At 71.4% G+C, this 17,529-nt stretch carries 19 protein-coding genes and 3 tRNA genes; 6 read left to right on the plus strand and 16 right to left on the minus strand.

Translation table 11 applies throughout. The features are described 5' to 3' along the window. Entirely contained in the window at positions 1–1,833 is a 1,833-nt protein-coding gene (locus ACYVOO_RS17155) for a DAK2 domain-containing protein (RefSeq protein WP_461016513.1), read from the minus strand. A gap of 240 nt (positions 1,834–2,073) precedes the next feature. On the opposite strand from ACYVOO_RS17155, the gene rpmB reads away from it, so the two are divergent. Further along, entirely contained in the window at positions 2,074–2,259 is a 186-nt protein-coding gene (rpmB, locus tag ACYVOO_RS17160) for a 50S ribosomal protein L28 (RefSeq protein ID WP_453349191.1), read from the plus strand. Between the two features lie 138 nt (positions 2,260–2,397). Here rpmB and thiD read toward each other — a convergent pair whose 3' ends face one another. Together thiD and ACYVOO_RS17170 are read right to left on the minus strand one after the other, a co-directional pair. Beyond that, a complete protein-coding gene (gene thiD, locus ACYVOO_RS17165; protein ID WP_461016514.1) occupies positions 2,398–3,258 on the minus strand; it encodes a bifunctional hydroxymethylpyrimidine kinase/phosphomethylpyrimidine kinase in 861 nt (286 codons plus the stop codon). Positions 3,259–3,272: 14 nt separating this feature from the next. Next, a complete protein-coding gene (locus tag ACYVOO_RS17170) occupies positions 3,273–4,283 on the minus strand; it encodes a thiamine-phosphate kinase (protein ID WP_461016515.1) in 1,011 nt (336 codons plus the stop codon). Between the two features lie 144 nt (positions 4,284–4,427). Here ACYVOO_RS17170 and ACYVOO_RS17175 point away from each other — a divergent pair, with 144 nt between their 5' ends. Together ACYVOO_RS17175 and ACYVOO_RS17180 are read left to right on the plus strand one after the other, a co-directional pair. Then, positions 4,428–4,661: an Lrp/AsnC family transcriptional regulator gene (locus tag ACYVOO_RS17175; RefSeq protein WP_355948010.1), complete on the plus strand. Its 234-nt coding sequence runs from the start codon at positions 4,428–4,430 to the stop codon at positions 4,659–4,661. 20 nt (positions 4,662–4,681) lie between these two features. After that, on the plus strand, positions 4,682–5,170 hold the full coding sequence (locus tag ACYVOO_RS17180; protein ID WP_461016516.1) for a DUF3515 domain-containing protein: 489 nt from the start codon (positions 4,682–4,684) through the stop codon (positions 5,168–5,170). A 103-nt stretch (positions 5,171–5,273) separates the two neighbouring features. Here the strand turns inward: ACYVOO_RS17180 and ACYVOO_RS17185 are convergent, their stop codons facing one another. The 3 genes from ACYVOO_RS17185 to ACYVOO_RS17195 form a co-directional block, all read right to left on the minus strand. Next, complete coding sequence (locus tag ACYVOO_RS17185) at positions 5,274–6,410, minus strand: D-alanine--D-alanine ligase family protein (protein WP_461016517.1); 1,137 nt, start codon at positions 6,408–6,410, stop codon at positions 5,274–5,276. A gap of 104 nt (positions 6,411–6,514) precedes the next feature. Further along, entirely contained in the window at positions 6,515–7,516 is a 1,002-nt protein-coding gene (locus ACYVOO_RS17190; RefSeq protein ID WP_461016518.1) for an NAD(P)H-dependent glycerol-3-phosphate dehydrogenase, read from the minus strand. After that, the gene (locus ACYVOO_RS17195) at positions 7,513–8,418 is read right to left on the minus strand and encodes a lysophospholipid acyltransferase family protein (protein WP_461016519.1); all 906 of its coding nucleotides are present in this window, start codon (positions 8,416–8,418) and stop codon (positions 7,513–7,515) included. Before ACYVOO_RS17195 ends, ACYVOO_RS17190 begins: the two co-directional genes overlap by 4 nt. A 224-nt stretch (positions 8,419–8,642) precedes the next feature. Here ACYVOO_RS17195 and cofC point away from each other — a divergent pair, with 224 nt between their 5' ends. Both cofC and ACYVOO_RS17205 read left to right on the plus strand, forming a co-directional pair. Next, entirely contained in the window at positions 8,643–9,305 is a 663-nt protein-coding gene (gene cofC, locus ACYVOO_RS17200; protein WP_461016520.1) for a 2-phospho-L-lactate guanylyltransferase, read from the plus strand. A gap of 61 nt (positions 9,306–9,366) precedes the next feature. Next, positions 9,367–9,570 carry a hypothetical protein gene (locus ACYVOO_RS17205; protein WP_453349183.1) on the plus strand — a complete coding sequence of 68 codons (204 nt, stop codon included), beginning with the start codon at positions 9,367–9,369 and terminating at the stop codon, positions 9,568–9,570. A gap of 224 nt (positions 9,571–9,794) precedes the next feature. On the opposite strand, the gene ACYVOO_RS17210 is transcribed toward ACYVOO_RS17205, so the two are convergent. The 4 genes from ACYVOO_RS17210 to leuC all read right to left on the minus strand — a co-directional run bounded on the left by ACYVOO_RS17210 (position 9,795) and on the right by leuC (position 13,004). Further along, positions 9,795–10,487 (minus strand): HU family DNA-binding protein, encoded by a 693-nt coding sequence (locus tag ACYVOO_RS17210; RefSeq protein ID WP_453349182.1) that lies wholly within the window; start codon positions 10,485–10,487, stop codon positions 9,795–9,797. Between the two features lie 127 nt (positions 10,488–10,614). After that, entirely contained in the window at positions 10,615–10,869 is a 255-nt protein-coding gene (locus tag ACYVOO_RS17215) for an SCO5555 family protein (RefSeq protein WP_461016521.1), read from the minus strand. Between the two features lie 113 nt (positions 10,870–10,982). Continuing rightward, positions 10,983–11,576, minus strand: a complete 594-nt coding sequence (gene leuD / locus ACYVOO_RS17220; protein ID WP_461016522.1) for a 3-isopropylmalate dehydratase small subunit — start codon at positions 11,574–11,576, stop codon at positions 10,983–10,985. Between the two features lie 3 nt (positions 11,577–11,579). After that, positions 11,580–13,004 (minus strand): 3-isopropylmalate dehydratase large subunit, encoded by a 1,425-nt coding sequence (leuC, locus tag ACYVOO_RS17225; RefSeq protein ID WP_461016523.1) that lies wholly within the window; start codon positions 13,002–13,004, stop codon positions 11,580–11,582. Positions 13,005–13,185: 181 nt separating this feature from the next. On the opposite strand from leuC, the gene ndgR reads away from it, so the two are divergent. After that, positions 13,186–13,902, plus strand: a complete 717-nt coding sequence (ndgR, locus tag ACYVOO_RS17230) for an IclR family transcriptional regulator NdgR (protein ID WP_453349178.1) — start codon at positions 13,186–13,188, stop codon at positions 13,900–13,902. A 121-nt stretch (positions 13,903–14,023) separates the two neighbouring features. Here ndgR and ACYVOO_RS17235 read toward each other — a convergent pair. From ACYVOO_RS17235 to ACYVOO_RS17260, 6 genes are all read right to left on the minus strand, one after another. Next, positions 14,024–14,096, minus strand: a tRNA-Glu gene (locus tag ACYVOO_RS17235). A 25-nt stretch (positions 14,097–14,121) separates the two neighbouring features. Beyond that, positions 14,122–14,194 (minus strand) — tRNA-Glu (locus ACYVOO_RS17240). 32 nt (positions 14,195–14,226) lie between these two features. Beyond that, positions 14,227–14,298 (minus strand) — tRNA-Gln (locus tag ACYVOO_RS17245). Positions 14,299–14,553: 255 nt separating this feature from the next. Further along, positions 14,554–16,077: a glutamate--tRNA ligase gene (gene gltX, locus ACYVOO_RS17250; protein WP_461016524.1), complete on the minus strand. Its 1,524-nt coding sequence runs from the start codon at positions 16,075–16,077 to the stop codon at positions 14,554–14,556. Then, positions 16,070–16,852 (minus strand): fumarylacetoacetate hydrolase family protein, encoded by a 783-nt coding sequence (locus ACYVOO_RS17255; protein ID WP_461016525.1) that lies wholly within the window; start codon positions 16,850–16,852, stop codon positions 16,070–16,072. The genes gltX and ACYVOO_RS17255 overlap by 8 nt, the downstream gene beginning before the upstream one ends. 165 nt (positions 16,853–17,017) lie before the next feature. Next, positions 17,018–17,529, minus strand: a 512-nt coding sequence (locus ACYVOO_RS17260; protein ID WP_461016526.1) for a GTP-binding protein, incomplete at its 5' end; no start/stop codon positions are given.

The following is a 17,529-nucleotide window of genomic DNA, read 5'->3' on the forward strand; positions in this document are numbered from 1 at the left end:
CTACTCGACGCCGATCAGCACCGGTGACGTCTGCTGCCGCCCCTCGTAGACGACGGTGTCGACGGCGAGGTGTCCGCGGCGCACCTGTTCCTCCAGGCGCGCGGCCAGCCCTGGCGGCGCATCGGCGCCCAGGACGAGGGTCACCATCTCGCCGCCCGCCGCGAGCATCCGCTCCAGCACGTCGGCGGCCATCTCGGCGACGTCGGCCCCGATCACGGCGACGTCGCCCTCGACCAGGCCGAGCACGTCGCCCGCCTGGCAGATGCCCGCCATGGTCCACGACTGGTGCTCGGCGAAGGTGACCTCCCCGTAGCGGGTGGCTCCGGCCGCCGCCGTCATGGCGACCACGTCCTCGTCGAAGTCCCGGCCCGGCTCGTGCACCGCGAGCGCCGCGATGCCCTGGACAGCGGCGCGGGTGGGGATGACGGCGACCCGTACCCCCCGCGCCCGCGCCTCGTGCGCCGCACGGGCCGAGGTCTCGCGCAGGCCGTAGTCGTTGGGCAGCAGCACGGCCTCGGCAGCGCCGGTCGCGCACAGCGCTTCGAGCAGCGCCTCGTGGCCGACGCTCTCCTCGCCCTCCGCGGCCTCGACCGCCCGTACGACGGTGGCCCCGGCCTCCTCGCACAGGCCCGCGAGCCCGTCCCCGGGGACGACGGCGACGACGGCTCGGCCGGTCGCGGGCGCCCGGCCCGAGTGGTCCGCGTGTTCCGCGGCGCCGTGGTCGCAGTGCGCTCCGTGGGCGTCGGCGGCCGGAAGGTGGGTGATGCGGACGCGGTACGGGCGGCCCGCCTCGATGCCCGCCTCGACGGCCGCGCCCGCGTCGGCCACGTGGACGTGGACGTTCCACAGCCCGTCGCCGCCGATCACGACGAGGGAGTCACCGAGCTTGTCGAGCCGACGGCGCAGCGTGCGCACCGCCTCCTCGTCCGCCTCCATGAGGTACATCACCTCGTACGCGGGCCCGGTGCCGGTGCCGGTGTCCTCTGTGACGTCGCCCTCACCGGAAGCGGACACTCCCGCTCCGGACGGCACCGTCCCGCCCCGGGCACCGTGGCTCTCCCGTGCGCCCTCCGGCGCCCCGTCCAGCGCCTCGGCCAGCGCGCCCAGCACGGCGGTCAGCCCGCGCCCGCCCGCGTCGACGACACCGGCGCGGGCCAGCACGTCGAGCTGCCCCGTCGTCCCGGCCAGCGCGGCACGGGCGCCCTCGTACGCGGCGCGCGCGACCACGGCCGCGCGCTCCGTCCCGTCCGGACTCGCGGCGGCGTTCCCGGCCGCGTCCTCGGCCGCGTCGGCCGCGGCCGTCGCGACGGTCAGCATCGTGCCCTCGACGGGCCGGGCGACCGCCTCGTAAGCGGACTCGGCGGCCCGCCGCAGCGCCGCCGCCAGCCGGAAGTCCGCGCCTTCGGGCTCGCCCTGCCCGGCCGTCCCCGTCGCCCGCGCCACCTGCGCCGACTCGGCCATGCCCCGCAGGAGCTGGGCCAGGATCGTGCCGGAATTGCCGCAGGCGCCGAGCAGCGCGCCCCGCGCGAGGGCAGCGAGCGCCCCGGCGGCCGAAGGCGCACCGGAACCGGAACCAGCGCGTGTGTCCGAGGTCTCCTCGCCGACGCCACCCGCGCCGCCCGCGCCGCCCGCGCCCTGCCCACCGCCGCCCTCCAGGTACGCGTCCAGCGCGCGGGCCGCGGCCTCCAGCGTGCGGTAGAGGTTGGTGCCGGTGTCCCCGTCGGCCACGGGGAAGACGTTGATGGCGTCGGTCTCCTCGCGGCCTCTGTCCAGCGCCTCCAGGGCGAGCGCGCACCAGGTACGTACCGCGGCGGAGTCGAGCGGGTGCGGCACGTGAGGGACCTCCTGCGAACGGCGGCGATTGCCCGGAAGGCTAGTCCCGGACCGGGGGAAGCCCCCGCCGGGGTGCCGGGCCGACCGTGCTAGTTTCGCTGTTCGTGAGCAGCCGTTGTATGCTGCTCCGGTTGCCTGACGTAAGTCAGGAGCTATTACCTCCCTGGCACTGCCGGTCAATCTCTGATCACGCGTCGCCGGGATTCACCGTACGTGCATCTGAAGTCTTTGGAGTGACCCGTGGCTGCCAACTGCGACGTCTGCGGCAAGGGGCCAAACTTCGGCAACAACATCTCGCACTCGCACCGCCGCACCCGCCGTCGTTGGAACCCCAACATCCAGCGTGTGCGTGCCGTGGTCAGCGGGACGCCGAAGCGCCTCAACGCTTGCACCTCGTGCATCAAGGCCGGCAAGGTCGCGCGCTGACGTCAATACGTCCCTGACGTAACGGCAGTGCGGCCACCTTGCTGGTTGCTGTGAAAGCCGGTCCACCTCGGTGGACCGGCTTTTTCATGCCCTGCTGCTCCCGGCCCCCGGCCCCCGGCCCTCGGCCCCCAGGGGCAACTACTCCGCGTTCTCCGCCCGCTGCCGCCAGTGGTGGTCCACGGGGCCAAGCCCCTCCCCCAGCGGGAAGCCAGCGGCGATGGCGCCCGTGACGTAGTCCTTGGCCGCCGCCACGGCCTCCGGCACCGTCCCGCCCTTCGCGAGCTGCGCCGCCACCGCGCTGGCGAGGGTGCAGCCCGTGCCGTGGGTGTGGCGGTTGTCGTAGCGGGGTGCGCGCAGCCAGTGCTCCTCGGCGCCGTCCGTCAGCAGATCGACGGCCTCCCCACGCAGATGCCCGCCCTTGATCAGCGCCCAGCGCGGCCCGTACGCGAGCAGCGCCGCGGCCGCCTTCCGCATCCCGGCCTCGCGCGCGCCGGGTTCGTCCGTGACGTGGACACCCGTGAGCTGCCTGACCTCGTCCAGGTTGGGGGTGACGACGGTGGCGGTGGGCAGCAGCTTCGTGCGGACCGAGTCCAGTGCCTCCTGGGCGAGCAGCGCGTCGCCGTGCTTGGAGACGCCCACCGGGTCGATCACGACGGGCGCCCGTACCCCCGCGAGCAGTTCCGCCACGGTCTCCACCAGCTCGGCCGAGGCCAGCATCCCGGTCTTGACCGCCTGGACGCCGATGTCGTCCACGACGCTGCGGAACTGTGCCCGTACGGCCTCGACCGGCAGTTCCCAGAAGCCCTGCACGCCGAGGGAGTTCTGCGCGGTGACCGCGACGATCACGCTCATGCCGTGGGTGCCGAGCGCCATCATCGTCTTGAGGTCGGCCTGGATGCCCGCTCCCCCGCCGGAGTCGGACCCGGCGACGGTCAGCACCCTCGGCGGCGCGACGGCCCCCCGCTCGGCGGACGGCACGGGCTGCGTGGGTATGTCCATGGGCACGACGCTACTCAGTCCTCGTCCTGATCGCCGAAGTGGTCCCAGCCGCCCGCCTTGTCCCAGGGCGCGCCGTCCACGGTGACCTGGGGCAGCGCGGAGGGCGCGAGCACCTCGCCGATCTTGCGCCAGCGGGCCGGAAGCTTCTGCTGGGGCGGGAAGGTGGCCACGATGGCGTGGTCCTCGCCCCCGGTGAGCACCCAGTGCAGCGGATCGACGCCGACGGCCTGCCCGATGTCCGACATCTGCGCGGGCACGTCCAGCGCGCCGGAGCGTACGTCGATACGCACCTTGCTGGACTCAGCGATGTGCCCCAGGTCCGCGATGAGTCCGTCGCTGACGTCCGTCATCGCGGTCGCGCCGAGCGCCGCCGCGGCGGGACCCGCGTGGTAGGGCGGCTCGGGGCGCCGGTGGGCCTCGACGAAGGCGCGGGGGGAGCGGAAACCGCGCGAGAGCACGGCGTGCCCGGCCGCCGACCAGCCGAGCCAGCCGGTGACGGCGACGGTGTCGCCGGGGCGGGCGCCGGCACGGGTGACGGGGTCCTGGTTGCGCATGTCGCCGAGCGCGGTGATGGAGACGGTGATGGTGTCGCCCCGTGCGACGTCGCCGCCGACGACGGCGGCCGAGGCGACCTGCGCCTCGTCGCGGATGCCGTCCATCAGCTCGGTGGGCCAGTTCGCGGGCAGTTCGGCGGGGACGACGAGGCCGAGCAGGAGGGCGGTGGGCACCGCGCCCATGGCCGCGATGTCCGCGCAGTTCTGAGCTGCGGCCTTGCGGCCCACGTCGTACGCTGTTGACCAGTCGCGGCGGAAGTGCCTGCCCTCCAGCAGAATGTCCGTGCTGGCGACGATCCTGCGGTCAGGCGCCGCGATCACGGCCGCGTCGTCGCCCGGTCCGATCCTGACGGCGGGGGTGGTGGTGAGCCGGGAGGTCAACTCCCGGATCAGCCCGAACTCTCCGAGTTCACCCACGGTCCCCGGTGACCGTGGGTGACCACCGGGGTAACCCCCGCTCAGATCCTGCATTGCGCTGCCCCTTCACATGTCGAGCGTCTGCGTCGTCAACCCGCCGTGACCGGCGGTGGTGCGGGTCTCCCCCGCGGGAGCGGCGACGCGGTAACGTGGCGTCCCCTCTCTCCACATGATCCTCGTAGCCGCCCTGGAGGTCCCGTGGTACAGGCGTACATCCTGATCCAGACCGAGGTCGGCAAGGCGTCGACCGTCGCCGACGTCATCGCCAAGCTGCCGGGGGTGATCCAGGCCGAGGACGTGACGGGCCCGTACGACGTGATCGTGCGCGCGCAGGCCGACACCGTCGACGAGCTCGGCCGCATGGTGGTCGCCAAGGTCCAGCAAGTGGACGGCATCACCCGCACCCTCACCTGCCCAGTCGTCCATCTCTAGCTCCCCCGTATGCTCGCCCGGTGAGCACTTGGCATCCCCGGGAAGCGATTGTCCTCGCCGCCACGCTGGTCTGCGTCGCGGGCTGCTCGTCCCTGGGGGACGAGGCCGGGCCCGCGGTTCCCAGTCCCAGCCCTTCCGGCAAGACCGCGAAGTCCTGCCGCGCGCTCCACGGCCGGCTGCCCGAGCACGTGAACGGGCAGGAGCGGATCGCGCTCGAACCCGGCTCCCCGTACACAGCGGCGTGGGGCGACCCCGCCATCGAGCTGCGGTGCGGGGTGCCGCGGCCCGCGAAGCTGACGCCCGGCAGTGAACATTACAACCCCACCGCGGACGCCGCGGAAGTGAACGGGATCTCCTGGCTGATCGAGGAACGCGACGGGGGCTACCGCTTCACGACCACGGAACGCACGGCCCGCGTCGAGGTGACGGTTCCGGACGCGTACGCACCCGAAGTCGGCGCCCTGACGGACTTCTCGTCGGCACTGGCCCCTTCGCGGGGGGCGGAATGAAACACAGGGTTGCCCCTGCACCGGGCTGTCACCCCGCACCCCGTGAAGGGGCGCCAGCCGGTGAAGGGGGAACCCTGCGTTTCCTGCCGCACCCGCGGAGGGGTCAGCGGAGGCCCGTGGGGCGGCGCAGGGCGGCCTGGACGAGGAGGTCGATCAGCTCGGGGTAGCTGACGCCCGCCTCCTGCCACATGCGCGGGTACATGGAGATGGGCGTGAACCCGGGCATCGTGTTGATCTCGTTGATGACGAACTCCCCGTCCTCCGTAAGGAAGAAGTCCGCCCGGACGAGGCCCTCGCAGGACGCGGCGTCGAAGGCGCGCACGGCCAGCTCCCGCACCCGCGCCGTCTCCTCCTCCGTCAGCGGCGCGGGCACGATCCCGGACGCGGAGTCGATGTACTTCGCCTCGAAGTCGTAGAAGTCGTGCGCGCTGACCGGCGGGATCTCGGCCGGGACGCTCGCGCGCGGCCCGTCCTCGAACTCCAGGACCCCGCACTCGATCTCCCGGCCGCGCAGCAGCGACTCCACGATGACCTTGGGGTCGTGGCGCCTGGCCTCCTCGATGGCCTCGTCCAGACCGGCCAGGTCTTCCACCTTGGTGATGCCCATGGACGAGCCCGCACGGGCGGGCTTCACGAAGACCGGCCAGCCGTGGTCGGCGGTGAAGTCCACGACCTTCTTGCGCGCCGCCGACGGGTCCTGCTCCCACTCGCGGGGGCGGATCGTCACATACGGGCCGACGGGCAGCCCGAAGGACTCGAAGATCCGCTTCATGTACTCCTTGTCCATGCCCACGGCAGAGGCGAGGACGCCCGCGCCCACGTAGGGCACTCCGGACAGTTCCAGCAGCCCCTGGAGGGTGCCGTCCTCACCGTACGGGCCGTGCAGCACGGGGAAGACCACGTCGACCTCGCCGAGCGCCTTGGGCACGGAGCCGGGCTCGGTGTAGGTGACCTCGCGGCTGCCGGGGTCGACGGGCAGCAGCACGCCGCCCGTGTCGGACTCGGCCAGCTCCGAGACGCTCGGGAGGCGGCGGTCCTCGATGGCCATCCGCGCGGGATCGTCGGCGGTCAGCGCCCACCGTCCGTCCGAGGTGATGCCGATGGGCAGCACCTCGTACTTCTCACGGTCGATGGCCCCGAGGACGGCGCCCGCCGTGAGGACGGAGATCGCGTGCTCGGAGCTGCGCCCGCCGAAGACGACGGCTACGCGGGGCTTGCGGGAGGGGGTCTGGCTGCTCATATCGCGACGACTTTACCGTCTGCTCCCGTGAGAGTCAGGAGCAGGAAGGGCCGCGTCACGCGTCACCGCCGTCGCACGAGCCCCGTCCACGCCCCCGCGTCCGCTCAGACGCGTTCCGCCTTCGCGCTGCGCGACATCAGCTCCTTGAGCGCGACATGCGGCGGCTTGCCGTCGTGCACGATGCCGACAACGGTCTCGGTGATCGGCATCTCGACGTGGTGCCTGTGGGCCAGTTCCCGTACGGACTCGCAGGACTTGACGCCCTCCGCCGTCTGCTTGGTGACCGCGATCGTCTCGCTCAGCGTCATGCCCCGGCCGAGGTTGGTGCCGAAGGTGTGGTTGCGCGAGAGCGGCGAGGAGCACGTGGCCACGAGGTCGCCCATCCCCGCGAGTCCCGCGAAGGTGTGCGCGTCGGCGCCCATCGCCAGGCCCAGCCGGGACGTCTCCGCGAGCCCCCGGGTGATGAGTGACGCCTTGGTGTTGTCGCCGAGCCCCATGCCGTCCGCGATGCCGACGGCCAGCGCGATGACGTTCTTGACGGCGCCGCCGAGTTCGCAGCCGACGACGTCGGTGTTCGTGTACGGGCGGAAGTACGGGGTGTGGCAGGCGCTCTGGAGCCGCTGCGCCACGGACTCGTCCCGGCAGGCCACGACGGAGGCGGCGGGCTGCCTGGCGGCGATCTCCTTGGCGAGGTTGGGGCCCGTGAGGACGGCCACCCGCTCGGGCTCGGCCTCCCCGACCTCGCCGATGACCTCGCTCATGCGCTTGGCCGTGCCCAGTTCGACGCCCTTCATCAGCGAGACGAGGACGGTGTCGGGGCGCAGCACGGGCCGCCACTTCTCCAGGTTGCCGCGCAGCGTCTGGGAGGGGACGGCGAGGACGGTGAACTCGGCGTCGGCGGCGGCCTCGGCCGCGTCCGTCGTGGCCCGCACGGACGGGGGGAGTTCGACGTCGGGGAGGTAGTCCGGGTTGACGCGGCGCTCGTTGACGGCGTCGACGAGCCCGGCGCGGCGCCCCCAGAGCGTCACCTCGCACCCGGCGTCGGCGAGCACCATCGCGAAGGCGGTGCCCCAGGAACCGGTGCCGAATACGGCGGCTTTCGTCACGCGTTCTCTCCCTCGGCGGCCCCGGGCTCTGTCTTGCCCGCCGTGCCTGTGGTGCTTGTCGTGCTCGCGGTGCTTGCCGTGCCTGTGGTGCTCGCGGTGCTCGCGGCTCCCGTCGCGCTGCCCGCCGGGGTCGCGGGGGCCGGTGCCGGGGGCTGTTCCCCGGTGCCTCGCGCCCTGCCCCGCCGTGCCGCGGCGGCCTTGCGGTGGTCGTAGCGCTCGGCGGGCACGGGCTCGCCGCGGATCTCGGAGAGCTGCTCGGCGACGGCGTCCATCAGGTGGTCGGTGACCTTGCGCAGGACCTCGGCCGTCGGCTCCTGCCCGTAGAACTCGGACAGGTCCACGGGCGGGCCCGCCTGGACGGTGAGCGTCTTGCGCGGGAAGAGCCGGAGCTTCTTCTCCTTGGCGTACGGGGGCATCGCCAGATTGGCGCCCCACTGCGCGACGGGGATCACGGGCGCCTTGGTGAGCAGCGCGACACGCGCTGCCCCGGTCTTGCCCTCCATGGGCCACATGTCCGGGTCGCGGGTCAGCGTGCCCTCGGGGTAGAAGGCCACACACTCGCCCTTGTTGATGGCCTCGACGGCGGCGCGGAAAGCGCCGATCGCGTCGGTGGACTCGCGGTAGACCGGAATCTGCCCGGTGCCCCGCATCGCCCTTCCGACGAACCCGTCGGTGAAGAGGGCGACCTTGGCGAGGAAGCGGGGGACGCGTCCGGTGTTGTACTGGAAGTGCGCGTAGGAGAGCGGGTCCAGATAAGAGTTGTGATTGACGACGGTGATGAATCCGCCGTCCTCCGGAATATGCTCCGCGCCCCGCCAGTCCCGCTTGAAGAGGACCACCAGCGGGGGTTTCAGCAAAACCGCGGCAAGGCGGTACCAGAAGCCGATTTTGCGGCGGGACACCCGGACACCATCTCCTCTTTCCTGATCCGACAGCCACATGGGGTCTCCCGGCGGAGCGGCCTCGGGGATCTGATCCGCTCCGCGGCGAAGCAAACGCGGGGTCCCCCACGGGCAAGGGGAAAGTGTCGCTCCCAACCGCCGCCGTGTCGAGCACACTGTCTGTCTCCGTCTGTCGTGCACACCGTAACCCCGGCCGTACGGGACCGCTTCGGCAGCAGGCGAGAATGGGAGCGATGCAGCCACAAGTGACGCCCGTGGCGTGGACCCTCGTGGTGCCGCTGAAGCCGCTGAGGCGGGCCAAGAGCAGGCTCGCCGACGCGGCGGGGCACGAGGAAAGGCAGGGTCTCGCGCTGGCGTTCGCGCAGGACACGGTGCGTGCCGCGCTGGCCTGCGAGGCGGTGAGCGGTGTGGCAGTTGTCACGGACGACCGGCGCGCCGCGCGGGAGCTGGCGGCCCTCGGCGCCCGCGTCGTGCCCGACGCACCGGCCGACGGGCTGAACGCGGCACTCGCGCACGGCGCGGCCCAGGTGCGCGGCGATGCGCCCGGTGCGGCCGTCGCGGCGCTCAACGCCGATCTGCCCGCACTGCGCCCGGAGGAATTGGCGAGGGTTCTCCACGCGGCCTCCCGTTTTCCGCGCGCATTTCTCCGGGACGCGGCGGGAATGGGCACGACGCTATTGTCGGCGCTTCCCGGCGTGGAACTCGCACCCGCCTTCGGGGGGCCTTCCGGGGCCCGTCACCTGGCCTCGGGCGCGGTGGAGATCACACTTTCCGGGGTCGAGAGCGTGCGCCAGGACGTGGACACCGGCGCGGATCTGACGGCGGCGCTGGCGCTGGGCGTGGGCCCCTTCACGGCCCGCTGCGGCACGGCCGCGCCCCGCTGCTAGGTCCCGCTAGGGTTCCGCTGGGCCCCGCTCGTCCGCACCGGGCCCCGTTAGGCTGCTGGGCATGCAGGCCACCTCGTACACGTACGACCCCGAGACCCGCTCCGGCAGCGTCCTGCTGGACGACGGCACCCCGCTCCCCTTCGACACCGCGGCCTTCGACGCGGGCGGGCTGCGGCTGCTGCGGCCTGGTCAGCGGGTGCGCGTCGAGGTGGAGGGCGAGGGCGACGCGCGCCGCGTCACCTTCGTCACGCTCCAGACCTTCTGACGCCAGACGCTCTGACGCCCGGCCCCGGTCACAGCCACGGGCCCGCCCGCGCGTGTCGCGCAGGCCCCGCTCCGGCCGCTACGGGCCCGCGCACGCACACACGTACGGGAAACCGGCCCTCCGGCCCCCCGGACCCCTCAGCACCCCCACACGCCCCGCACACGCCCGCCGGGCCGGGCTCCCCCGAGGGAGCCCGGCCCGGCGCAGTCGGGTCGCCGCCTGCCTCAGCGCTTGCGCGCGGTGGTCTTCTTGGCGGTGGTCTTGCGCGCCGCGGTCTTGCGAGCGGGCGCCTTCTTGGCGGTGCTCTTCTTGGCCGGGGCCTTCTTGGCTGTGGCCTTCTTCGCCGTCGCCGTCTTCTTGGCAGGCGTGGCCTTCTTGGCCGTCGCGGTCTTCTTCGCGGCGGACTTCTTGGCGGGCGCCTTCTTGGCGGTGGCCTTCTTCGCCGCCGCTGTCTTCTTGGCGGTGGTCTTCTTGGCCGCCGTGGTCTTCTTCGCCGCCGCCTTCTTGGCGGTGGTGGCCTTCTTCGCCGCGGTGGTCTTCTTGGCCGCCGCCTTCTTCGTGGCCGCCTTCTTGGTGGAAGTTCCACCCGAGAGGCTCCCCTTCGGGGCCTTCTTCACGGCGACGTCGTTCTTCGGGAGCTTCTTCGCACCGCTGACCAGGTCCTTGAAGCCCGCACCGGCGCGGAAGCGCGGCACGGAGGTCTTCTTGACCCGGACCCGCTCGCCGGTCTGCGGGTTACGGGCGTAGCGGGCCGGACGGTCCACCTTCTCGAACGAGCCGAAACCGGTGACCGAGACCCTCTCGCCCTGGACCACGGAACGGACGATCGCGTCCAGAACGACGTCGACCGCGTCCGCGGCCTGCTGCCGTCCGCCGAGCTGGTCTTGGATTGCTTCTACGAGCTGCGCCTTGTTCACGTCTTCCCCTTCAGAGACACATTGCCGGAACGAATGCGTTCAAGCTTTTTCGCACGCTAGGCAGATATATACCGCAAATCAAACACGAAACGGGCGAATCACCCTTGTGCCGCAACGAACTCGTCCGTCACGGAGTTCCGTCAGTGCGCGCATCCGCCTGTTCCTCGGGGAATCGGCCCTCGTCGATGTCCGCCATGAGGCGGTCCAGACGCCTCTCCGCTTCGGAGAGATCGTGTTTCGACGCCGCCGTGATGACGAGCAGTTTCCGGGCCAGCGCCACCCGTACGCCCTCGGGGACTTGCAGGGTGCGCACACGCGTGTGCGCCTCTTTCAAGCGGGCGGCGAGGCGGTCGTACAGCTCCAGTTGACCGTCGCGTTCCATGCGCCGATTGTGCCATCTGGGGTGAGTTGTCGCTTCGAGGGGCCTCAACACACGGGTGCGCCCCCGGCCCGGAGGGGCTGGGGGCGCACCGTACGGAGCCGCTGCTCAGATGCTCAAGCCTGCTGCGTCAGCGGCTTGAACGACTGGCGCTTGGACTCGAAATCCGCGATGAAGTCTTCGTTCTTCAGGGTGAGGCTGATGTCGTCCAGCCCCTCCAGGAGCCGCCAGCGGGCGTTCTCGTCGAGGTCGAAGTCGGCCTCGATGCCTTGGGCGACGACTTTCCGCTCCACGAGGTCCACGGTGACCTCGGCCGTGGGGTCCGACTCGGCGAGCTGCCACAGCCGCTCGACGGTCTCCTGCGCCAGTACGACGGTCAGCAGGCCGTTCTTCAGCGAGTTCCCGCGGAAGATGTCGGCGAAGCGCGAGGAGATCACGGCCTTGAAGCCGTAGTTCTGGAGCGCCCAGACGGCGTGCTCGCGCGAGGAGCCCGTACCGAAGTCGGGGCCCGCGACCAGCACGGTGGCCCCCTCGTACGCGCTCTGGTTGAGCACGAACTCCGGGTCCTTGCGCCACGCCTCGAAGAGCCCGTCCTCGAAGCCGTCGCGGGTGACCTTCTTGAGCCAGTGCGCGGGGATGATCTGGTCGGTGTCGACGTTGCTGCGGCGCAGCGGGACGGACCGCCCGGTGTGGGTGGTGAAGGCTTCCATGGTTCAGACTCCAGCGGGCTCGCGTACGTCGGACAGGTCGGCAGGGGAGGCGAGGTGCCCCAGGACCGCGGTGGCCGCCGCGACCTGCGGGGAGACCAGGTGGGTGCGGCCGCCCTTGCCCTGCCTGCCCTCGAAGTTGCGGTTGGAGGTCGAGGCGGCGCGCTCGCCGGGCTGGAGCTGGTCGGGGTTCATGCCCAGACACATCGAGCAGCCCGCGTGCCGCCATTCGGCTCCCGCCGCGGTGAACACCTTGTCCAGACCCTCCTCGACGGCCTGAAGCGCCACCCGTACGGAACCGGGCACGACCAGCATCCGCACGTCCTCGGCGACCTGCCGGTCCCGGAGGATCTCGGCGGCCGAACGCAGGTCCTCGATACGGCCGTTGGTGCACGAGCCGACGAAGACGGTGTCGACCTTCACCTCGCGCAGCGGCTGCCCCGCGGTGAGCCCCATGTACTCCAGGGCCTTCTCGGCGGCGAACCGCTCGCTGGCGTCCTCGAAGGAGGCCGGGTCCGGCACGCTGGCGGAGAGCTGCGCGCCCTGTCCCGGGTTGGTGCCCCAGGTGACGAACGGGGCCAGCTCGCTGCCCTCGATGACGACCTCGTGGTCGAAGACGGCGCCCTCGTCCGTGCGCAGCGTCTTCCAGTACTCGACGGCCGCGTCCCAGTCGGCGCCCTGGGGCGCGTGCTCGCGGCCCTTGACGTACGCGAAGGTGGTCTCGTCGGGGGCGATCATCCCGGCGCGGGCCCCGGCCTCGATGGACATGTTGCAGATGGTCATCCGCGCCTCCATCGACAGCTTCTCGATGGCCTCGCCTCGGTACTCGATGACGTAGCCCTGGCCGCCACCGGTGCCGATCTTCGCGATGATGGCGAGGATCAGGTCCTTGGCGGTGACGCCGTCGGGCAGCTCTCCGTTGACGGTGACCGCCATGGTCCGGAACGGCGCCATCGTCAGCGTCTGGGTGGCCAGCACGTGCTCGACCTGGCTCGTCCCGATGCCGAAGGCCAGCGCGCCGAAGGCGCCGTGCGTGGAGGTGTGGGAGTCCCCGCACACCACCGTCATGCCGGGCTGCGTCAGGCCGAGCTGCGGTCCCACGACGTGGACGACGCCCTGCTCGACGTCACCGAGCGGATGCAGCCGCACACCGAAGTCGGCGCAGTTCTTGCGCAGCGTCTCCAACTGGGTGCGCGAGACGGGGTCGGCGATGGGCTTGTCGATGTCGAGGGTCGGGGTGTTGTGATCCTCGGTAGCGATGGTGAGATCGGTACGGCGCACAGTCCGGCCGTTCTTGCGCAGCCCGTCGAAAGCCTGCGGGCTGGTCACCTCGTGCAGGAGGTGCAGATCGATGAAGAGGAGGTCGGGCTCGCCTTCCGCGCGCTTGACGACGTGGTCGTCCCAGACCTTCTCCGCGAGTGTCCGTCCCATCGCTTTCCCTCCGGCCGGCCGCGTTGCCGGCCACATGTCGAGATCCATTGCCCCACCCCTCCCTCCGGCCCGCGGCCGGAGGCCCCCTCCCCCGTGGGCGGTGGGGATCGCCATTACAGATTGGCGGGTTCCCCGAGAAATTGAACTTGCGTTTCACACTTTGAGACGCGAGTATCGACGCATGGACAACTCTAGCGGCGTCGGCGTTCTCGACAAGGCGGCTCTCGTACTGAGCGCTCTGGAGTCCGGTCCGGCCACCCTCGCCGGACTGGTCGCGGCGACGGGCCTCGCCCGCCCCACGGCTCACCGGCTCGCGGTGGCATTGGAGCACCACCGCATGGTGGCGCGCGACATGCAGGGCCGTTTCATTCTCGGCCCCCGGCTCGGCGAGCTGGCCGCCGCGGCCGGTGAGGACCGGCTGCTGGCCTCCGCCGGGCCCGTGCTCACACACCTGCGGGACGTGACGGGCGAGAGCGCCCAGCTCTACCGCCGCCAGGGCGACCAGCGCATCTGCGTCGCCGCCGCCGAGCGCCTCTCGGGCCTTCGCGACACGGTCCCCGTCGGCTCCACCCTGCCGATGAAGGCGGGCTCCGCCGCGCAGATCCTCATGGCCTGGGAGGAGCCCGAGCGCCTGCACCGCGGCCTCCAGGGCGCCCGCTTCACCGCCACGGCGCTCTCCGGCGTACGGCGCCGCGGCTGGGCCCAGTCCGTAGGCGAGCGGGAGCCGGGCGTCGCGTCCGTCTCCGCGCCCGTACGGGGCCCCTCGAACCGCGTGGTGGCCGCCGTCTCCGTCTCGGGCCCCATCGAGCGCCTGACGCGGCACCCGGGCCGTATGCACGCGCAGGCCATCGTGGACGCGGCGGCACGGCTGAGCGAGTCGCTGCGCCGCACGGGCTGAGCGGAACGGCGCGGGGCACCGGAGGGGGGCCTCGCGCTTCCGTGGGCGCCAGTCGGCCCGCCCATGGCCGTACACACGAAAGAAGCCCCGCACCGTGAGGTGCGGGGCTTTCTCGACCGAGTACCCCCGACCGGATTCGAACCGGCGCTACCGCCTTGAGAGGGCGGCGTGCTAGGCCGCTACACAACGGGGGCCCTAGCGTGATCCCTTGAGGATCAGTACCCCCGACCGGATTCGAACCGGCGCTACCGCCTTGAGAGGGCGGCGTGCTAGGCCGCTACACAACGGGGGCATCGATCTGACGCAGTGAAGAGAAAGATCGCGCTGGGCTACCAGGACTCGAACCTAGACTAACTGAACCAGAATCAGTCGTGCTGCCAATTACACCATAGCCCACCAAAACGCAACCCCTTGCGGGGATCTTGTTTGGGTGACCGCCTCCCGGTCGGGCTTTTAGGCCCTGCCCCGTTCGGCGACAGGAAGAACATTACCTGATCGTGGACGGTGCTCCAAAACGGGTTCCGCGCCGGAACCAACGCGCCCGCTTCCCCCTGAGAGAGCGCCCGCGAAAGGCCGAGGGGCCATGAGCCGGAATCGGCTCATGGCCCCTCGGGAACCGCGCGTGGAGCGCCCTCCGGGGCCCGCCCGGACTCAGCCCTCGGACGGCTCCGACGGCTCCGGCAGCTTCGCCAGCGCCGCGTCCACCCGCTCCAGGGTGCGCTCGCGCCCCAGCACCTCCAGCGACTCGAAGAGCGGCAGACCGACCGTGCGGCCCGTGACCGCGACGCGGACCGGCGCCTGGGCCTTGCCCAGCTTCAGGCCGTGCTCCTCGCCCGCCGCCAGGACGGCCTCCTTCAGCGGCTCGGCCTTCCACTCGGCCGCCGCCAGCTTCTCGCGGGCCGTGCCCAGCAGCTCGACAGCGCCCGGCTTCATCGCCTTCGCCCAGGACGCCTCGTCCACGGCGGGCTCCGGCAGGAAGAGGAAGTCGACGTTGGCCGTGATGTCCGAGAGGACCGTGAGGCGGGTCTGCGCCAGGGGGGCCAGCTCCTCGAAGGCGGCGCGGTCGAAGTCCTCCGGCTTCCAGGGCGCGTACGGGGCCTTCAGCCAGGGCTCGCAAGCCGCTGCGAAGTCCGCGACGGGCATCTCGCGCAGATGCGTGGCGTTGATCGCCTCGCACTTCTTGAGGTCGAAGCGCGCAGGGTTCGCGTTCACGTCGGCGATGTCGAAGGCCGCGACCATCTCGTCCAGCGAGAAGATGTCGCGGTCCTCGGAGATCGACCAGCCCAGCAGCGAGAGGTAGTTGAGCAGTCCCTCGCGGAGGAAGCCGCGCTCGCGATAGAGGTTGAGCGAGGACTGCGGGTCACGCTTGGAGAGCTTCTTGTTGCCCTCCCCCATCACGTACGGAAGGTGCCCGAAGGCGGGCGTGGCCTTGGCCAGGCCCAGCTCGGTCAGCGCCTTGTAGAGCGCGATCTGGCGCGGGGTGGAGGAGAGCAGGTCCTCGCCGCGCAGCACGTGCGTGATCTCCATCAGCGCATCGTCGACGGGGTTGACCAGCGTGTACAGCGGCGCGCCGTTGGCGCGGACGATGCCGTAGTCCGTGACGTTCTCCGGCGCGAAGGTCAGCTCGCCGCGTACCAGGTCGGTGAAGGTGATCGGCTCGTCAGGCATCCGGAAGCGGATGATGTGGCTGCGGCCCTCCGCCTCGTACGCGGCGATCTCGCCGTCGTTCAGATCGCGGCACTTGCCGTCGTAGCCCGAGGGCTTCCCGGCCGCGCGGGCCGCGTCGCGACGCTCCTCCAGCTCCTGCGCGGTGCAGTAGCAGGGGTACGCGTAACCCGCCTCGCGCAGCTTCGCCGCCACGTCGCGGTAGATGTCCATCCGCTGCGACTGGCGGTACGGGCCGTGCGGGCCCACCTCGCCCTCGCCGGAGCCGTCGAACGCGACGGGGCCCTCGTCCCAGTCGAGGCCGAGCCAGCGCATGGCGTCCAGGAGCTGCTCGTAGGACTCCTCGGAGTCGCGGGCCGCGTCCGTGTCCTCGATGCGGAAGACGAGGCTGCCGCCGTGGTGCCGGGCGAACGCCCAGTTGAAGAGCGCTGTGCGGACCAGGCCCACGTGGGGGTTGCCGGTCGGGGAGGGACAGAAACGTACGCGGACGTCGTTCGTCGCGTTAGTCACGCTTGATCACCTTGTTGGTGAGAGTGCCGATGCCTTCGATGGTGACGGCGACCTCGTCGCCGACGTTCAGGGGGCCGACGCCCGCGGGGGTGCCGGTGAGGATGACGTCTCCGGGGAGCAGCGTCATGGCCTCCGTGATGTGGACCACCAGGTCCTCGATGGAGCGGACCATCTCGCTGGTGCGCCCGAGCTGGCGCTGTTCACCGTTGACGGTGCACATGATGCCCAGGTCGGCGGGGTCCAGCTCGGTCTCGACCCAGGGGCCGAGGGGGCAGGAGGAGTCGAAGCCCTTGGCCCGCGCCCACTGCTCCTCGCGGCGCTGGGCGTCACGGGCCGTGATGTCGTTGCCGCAGGTGTAGCCCAGGACGACGTCCTTCACGCGCTCGCGCGGTACCTCCTTGCACATGCGGCCGATGACCACGGCCAGCTCGGCCTCGTGGTGGACCTCGGAGGAGAAGGACGGGTAGGTGACGGGGTCGCCGGGACCGCACACGGAGGTGGAGGGCTTGAAGAAGACGACGGGCGCGTCGGGGACCTCGTTGCCCAGCTCCTTGGCGTGCTCGGCGTAGTTCCTGCCGATGGCGACGACCTTGTTGGGCAGGACGGGCGGCAGCAGCCGCACCTTGTCCAGGGGCAGCTTCTGGCCCGAGCGCTCGAATTCGGCGAAGGGGTGGCCCTTGATGATGTCGAGGACGGGTCCGCCCTCGGTATTCGCGTCGCCTTCGACGACGCCGAACGCGACGTTCCCGTCGAGGGAAAACCTTGCGATGCGCACGGGTGCGATGTCCTTTGGTGACCGGAGCCGGGCTGACACCCCAGCGTATTCCACGCCGGGGCGCCACCGTTTTCCGGCCGGGGCACGGGCGTATCGCGTCGCGCGCCGTGCCCGGCACCGGGGGCCCGCTGCCGGGCCCACGGTGTGTGGCAGCCGGGGCCGCGATCAGCGCAGGCGGGCCATCAGCGCGTGCTCGACCAGGGTGATCAGCGCGCTCTTCGCGTCGGCGCGGTGGCGCGCGTCGGTGGTGATGATCGGCGCGTCGGGCCCGATCTGGAGCGCTTCCCTGACCTCTTCCGGCGTGTACGGCTGGTGGCCGTCGAAGCCGTTGAGGGCGATGACGAAGGGGAGGCCCGAGTTCTCGAAATAGTCGACCGCCGGGAAGCAGTCGGCGAGTCTCCGGGTGTCCACGAGGACGACGGCGCCGATGGCACCGCGCACCAGGTCGTCCCACATGAACCAGAACCGGTCCTGGCCAGGCGTACCGAACAGGTACAGGATCAGATCCTGGTCCAGGGTGATGCGGCCGAAGTCCATGGCCACCGTCGTGGTGGTCTTGTCGGCGGTGTGGGACAGGTCGTCGATGCCTGCCGACGCGGAGGTCATGACGGCCTCGGTACGCAGCGGATTGATCTCCGACACGGCACCCACGAAGGTCGTCTTGCCCACACCGAAGC

The organism is Streptomyces daliensis (assembly GCF_054782395.1).

Coding starts and splice junctions, on each gene's coding strand:
- ACYVOO_RS17170 (WP_461016515.1), bottom strand. CDS start 4,283: ATGCAGGATCTGAGCGGGGGTTACCCCGGTGGTCACCCACGGTCACCG.
- thiD (WP_461016514.1), bottom strand. CDS start 3,258: ATGGACATACCCACGCAGCCCGTGCCGTCCGCCGAGCGGGGGGCCGTC.
- ndgR (WP_453349178.1), top strand. CDS start 13,186: ATGGACAACTCTAGCGGCGTCGGCGTTCTCGACAAGGCGGCTCTCGTA.
- ACYVOO_RS17205 (WP_453349183.1), top strand. CDS start 9,367: ATGCAGGCCACCTCGTACACGTACGACCCCGAGACCCGCTCCGGCAGC.
- leuC (WP_461016523.1), bottom strand. CDS start 13,004: ATGGGACGGACACTCGCGGAGAAGGTCTGGGACGACCACGTCGTCAAG.
- leuD (WP_461016522.1), bottom strand. CDS start 11,576: ATGGAAGCCTTCACCACCCACACCGGGCGGTCCGTCCCGCTGCGCCGC.
- ACYVOO_RS17185 (WP_461016517.1), bottom strand. CDS start 6,410: ATGAGCAGCCAGACCCCCTCCCGCAAGCCCCGCGTAGCCGTCGTCTTC.
- cofC (WP_461016520.1), top strand. CDS start 8,643: ATGGGAGCGATGCAGCCACAAGTGACGCCCGTGGCGTGGACCCTCGTG.
- ACYVOO_RS17215 (WP_461016521.1), bottom strand. CDS start 10,869: ATGGAACGCGACGGTCAACTGGAGCTGTACGACCGCCTCGCCGCCCGC.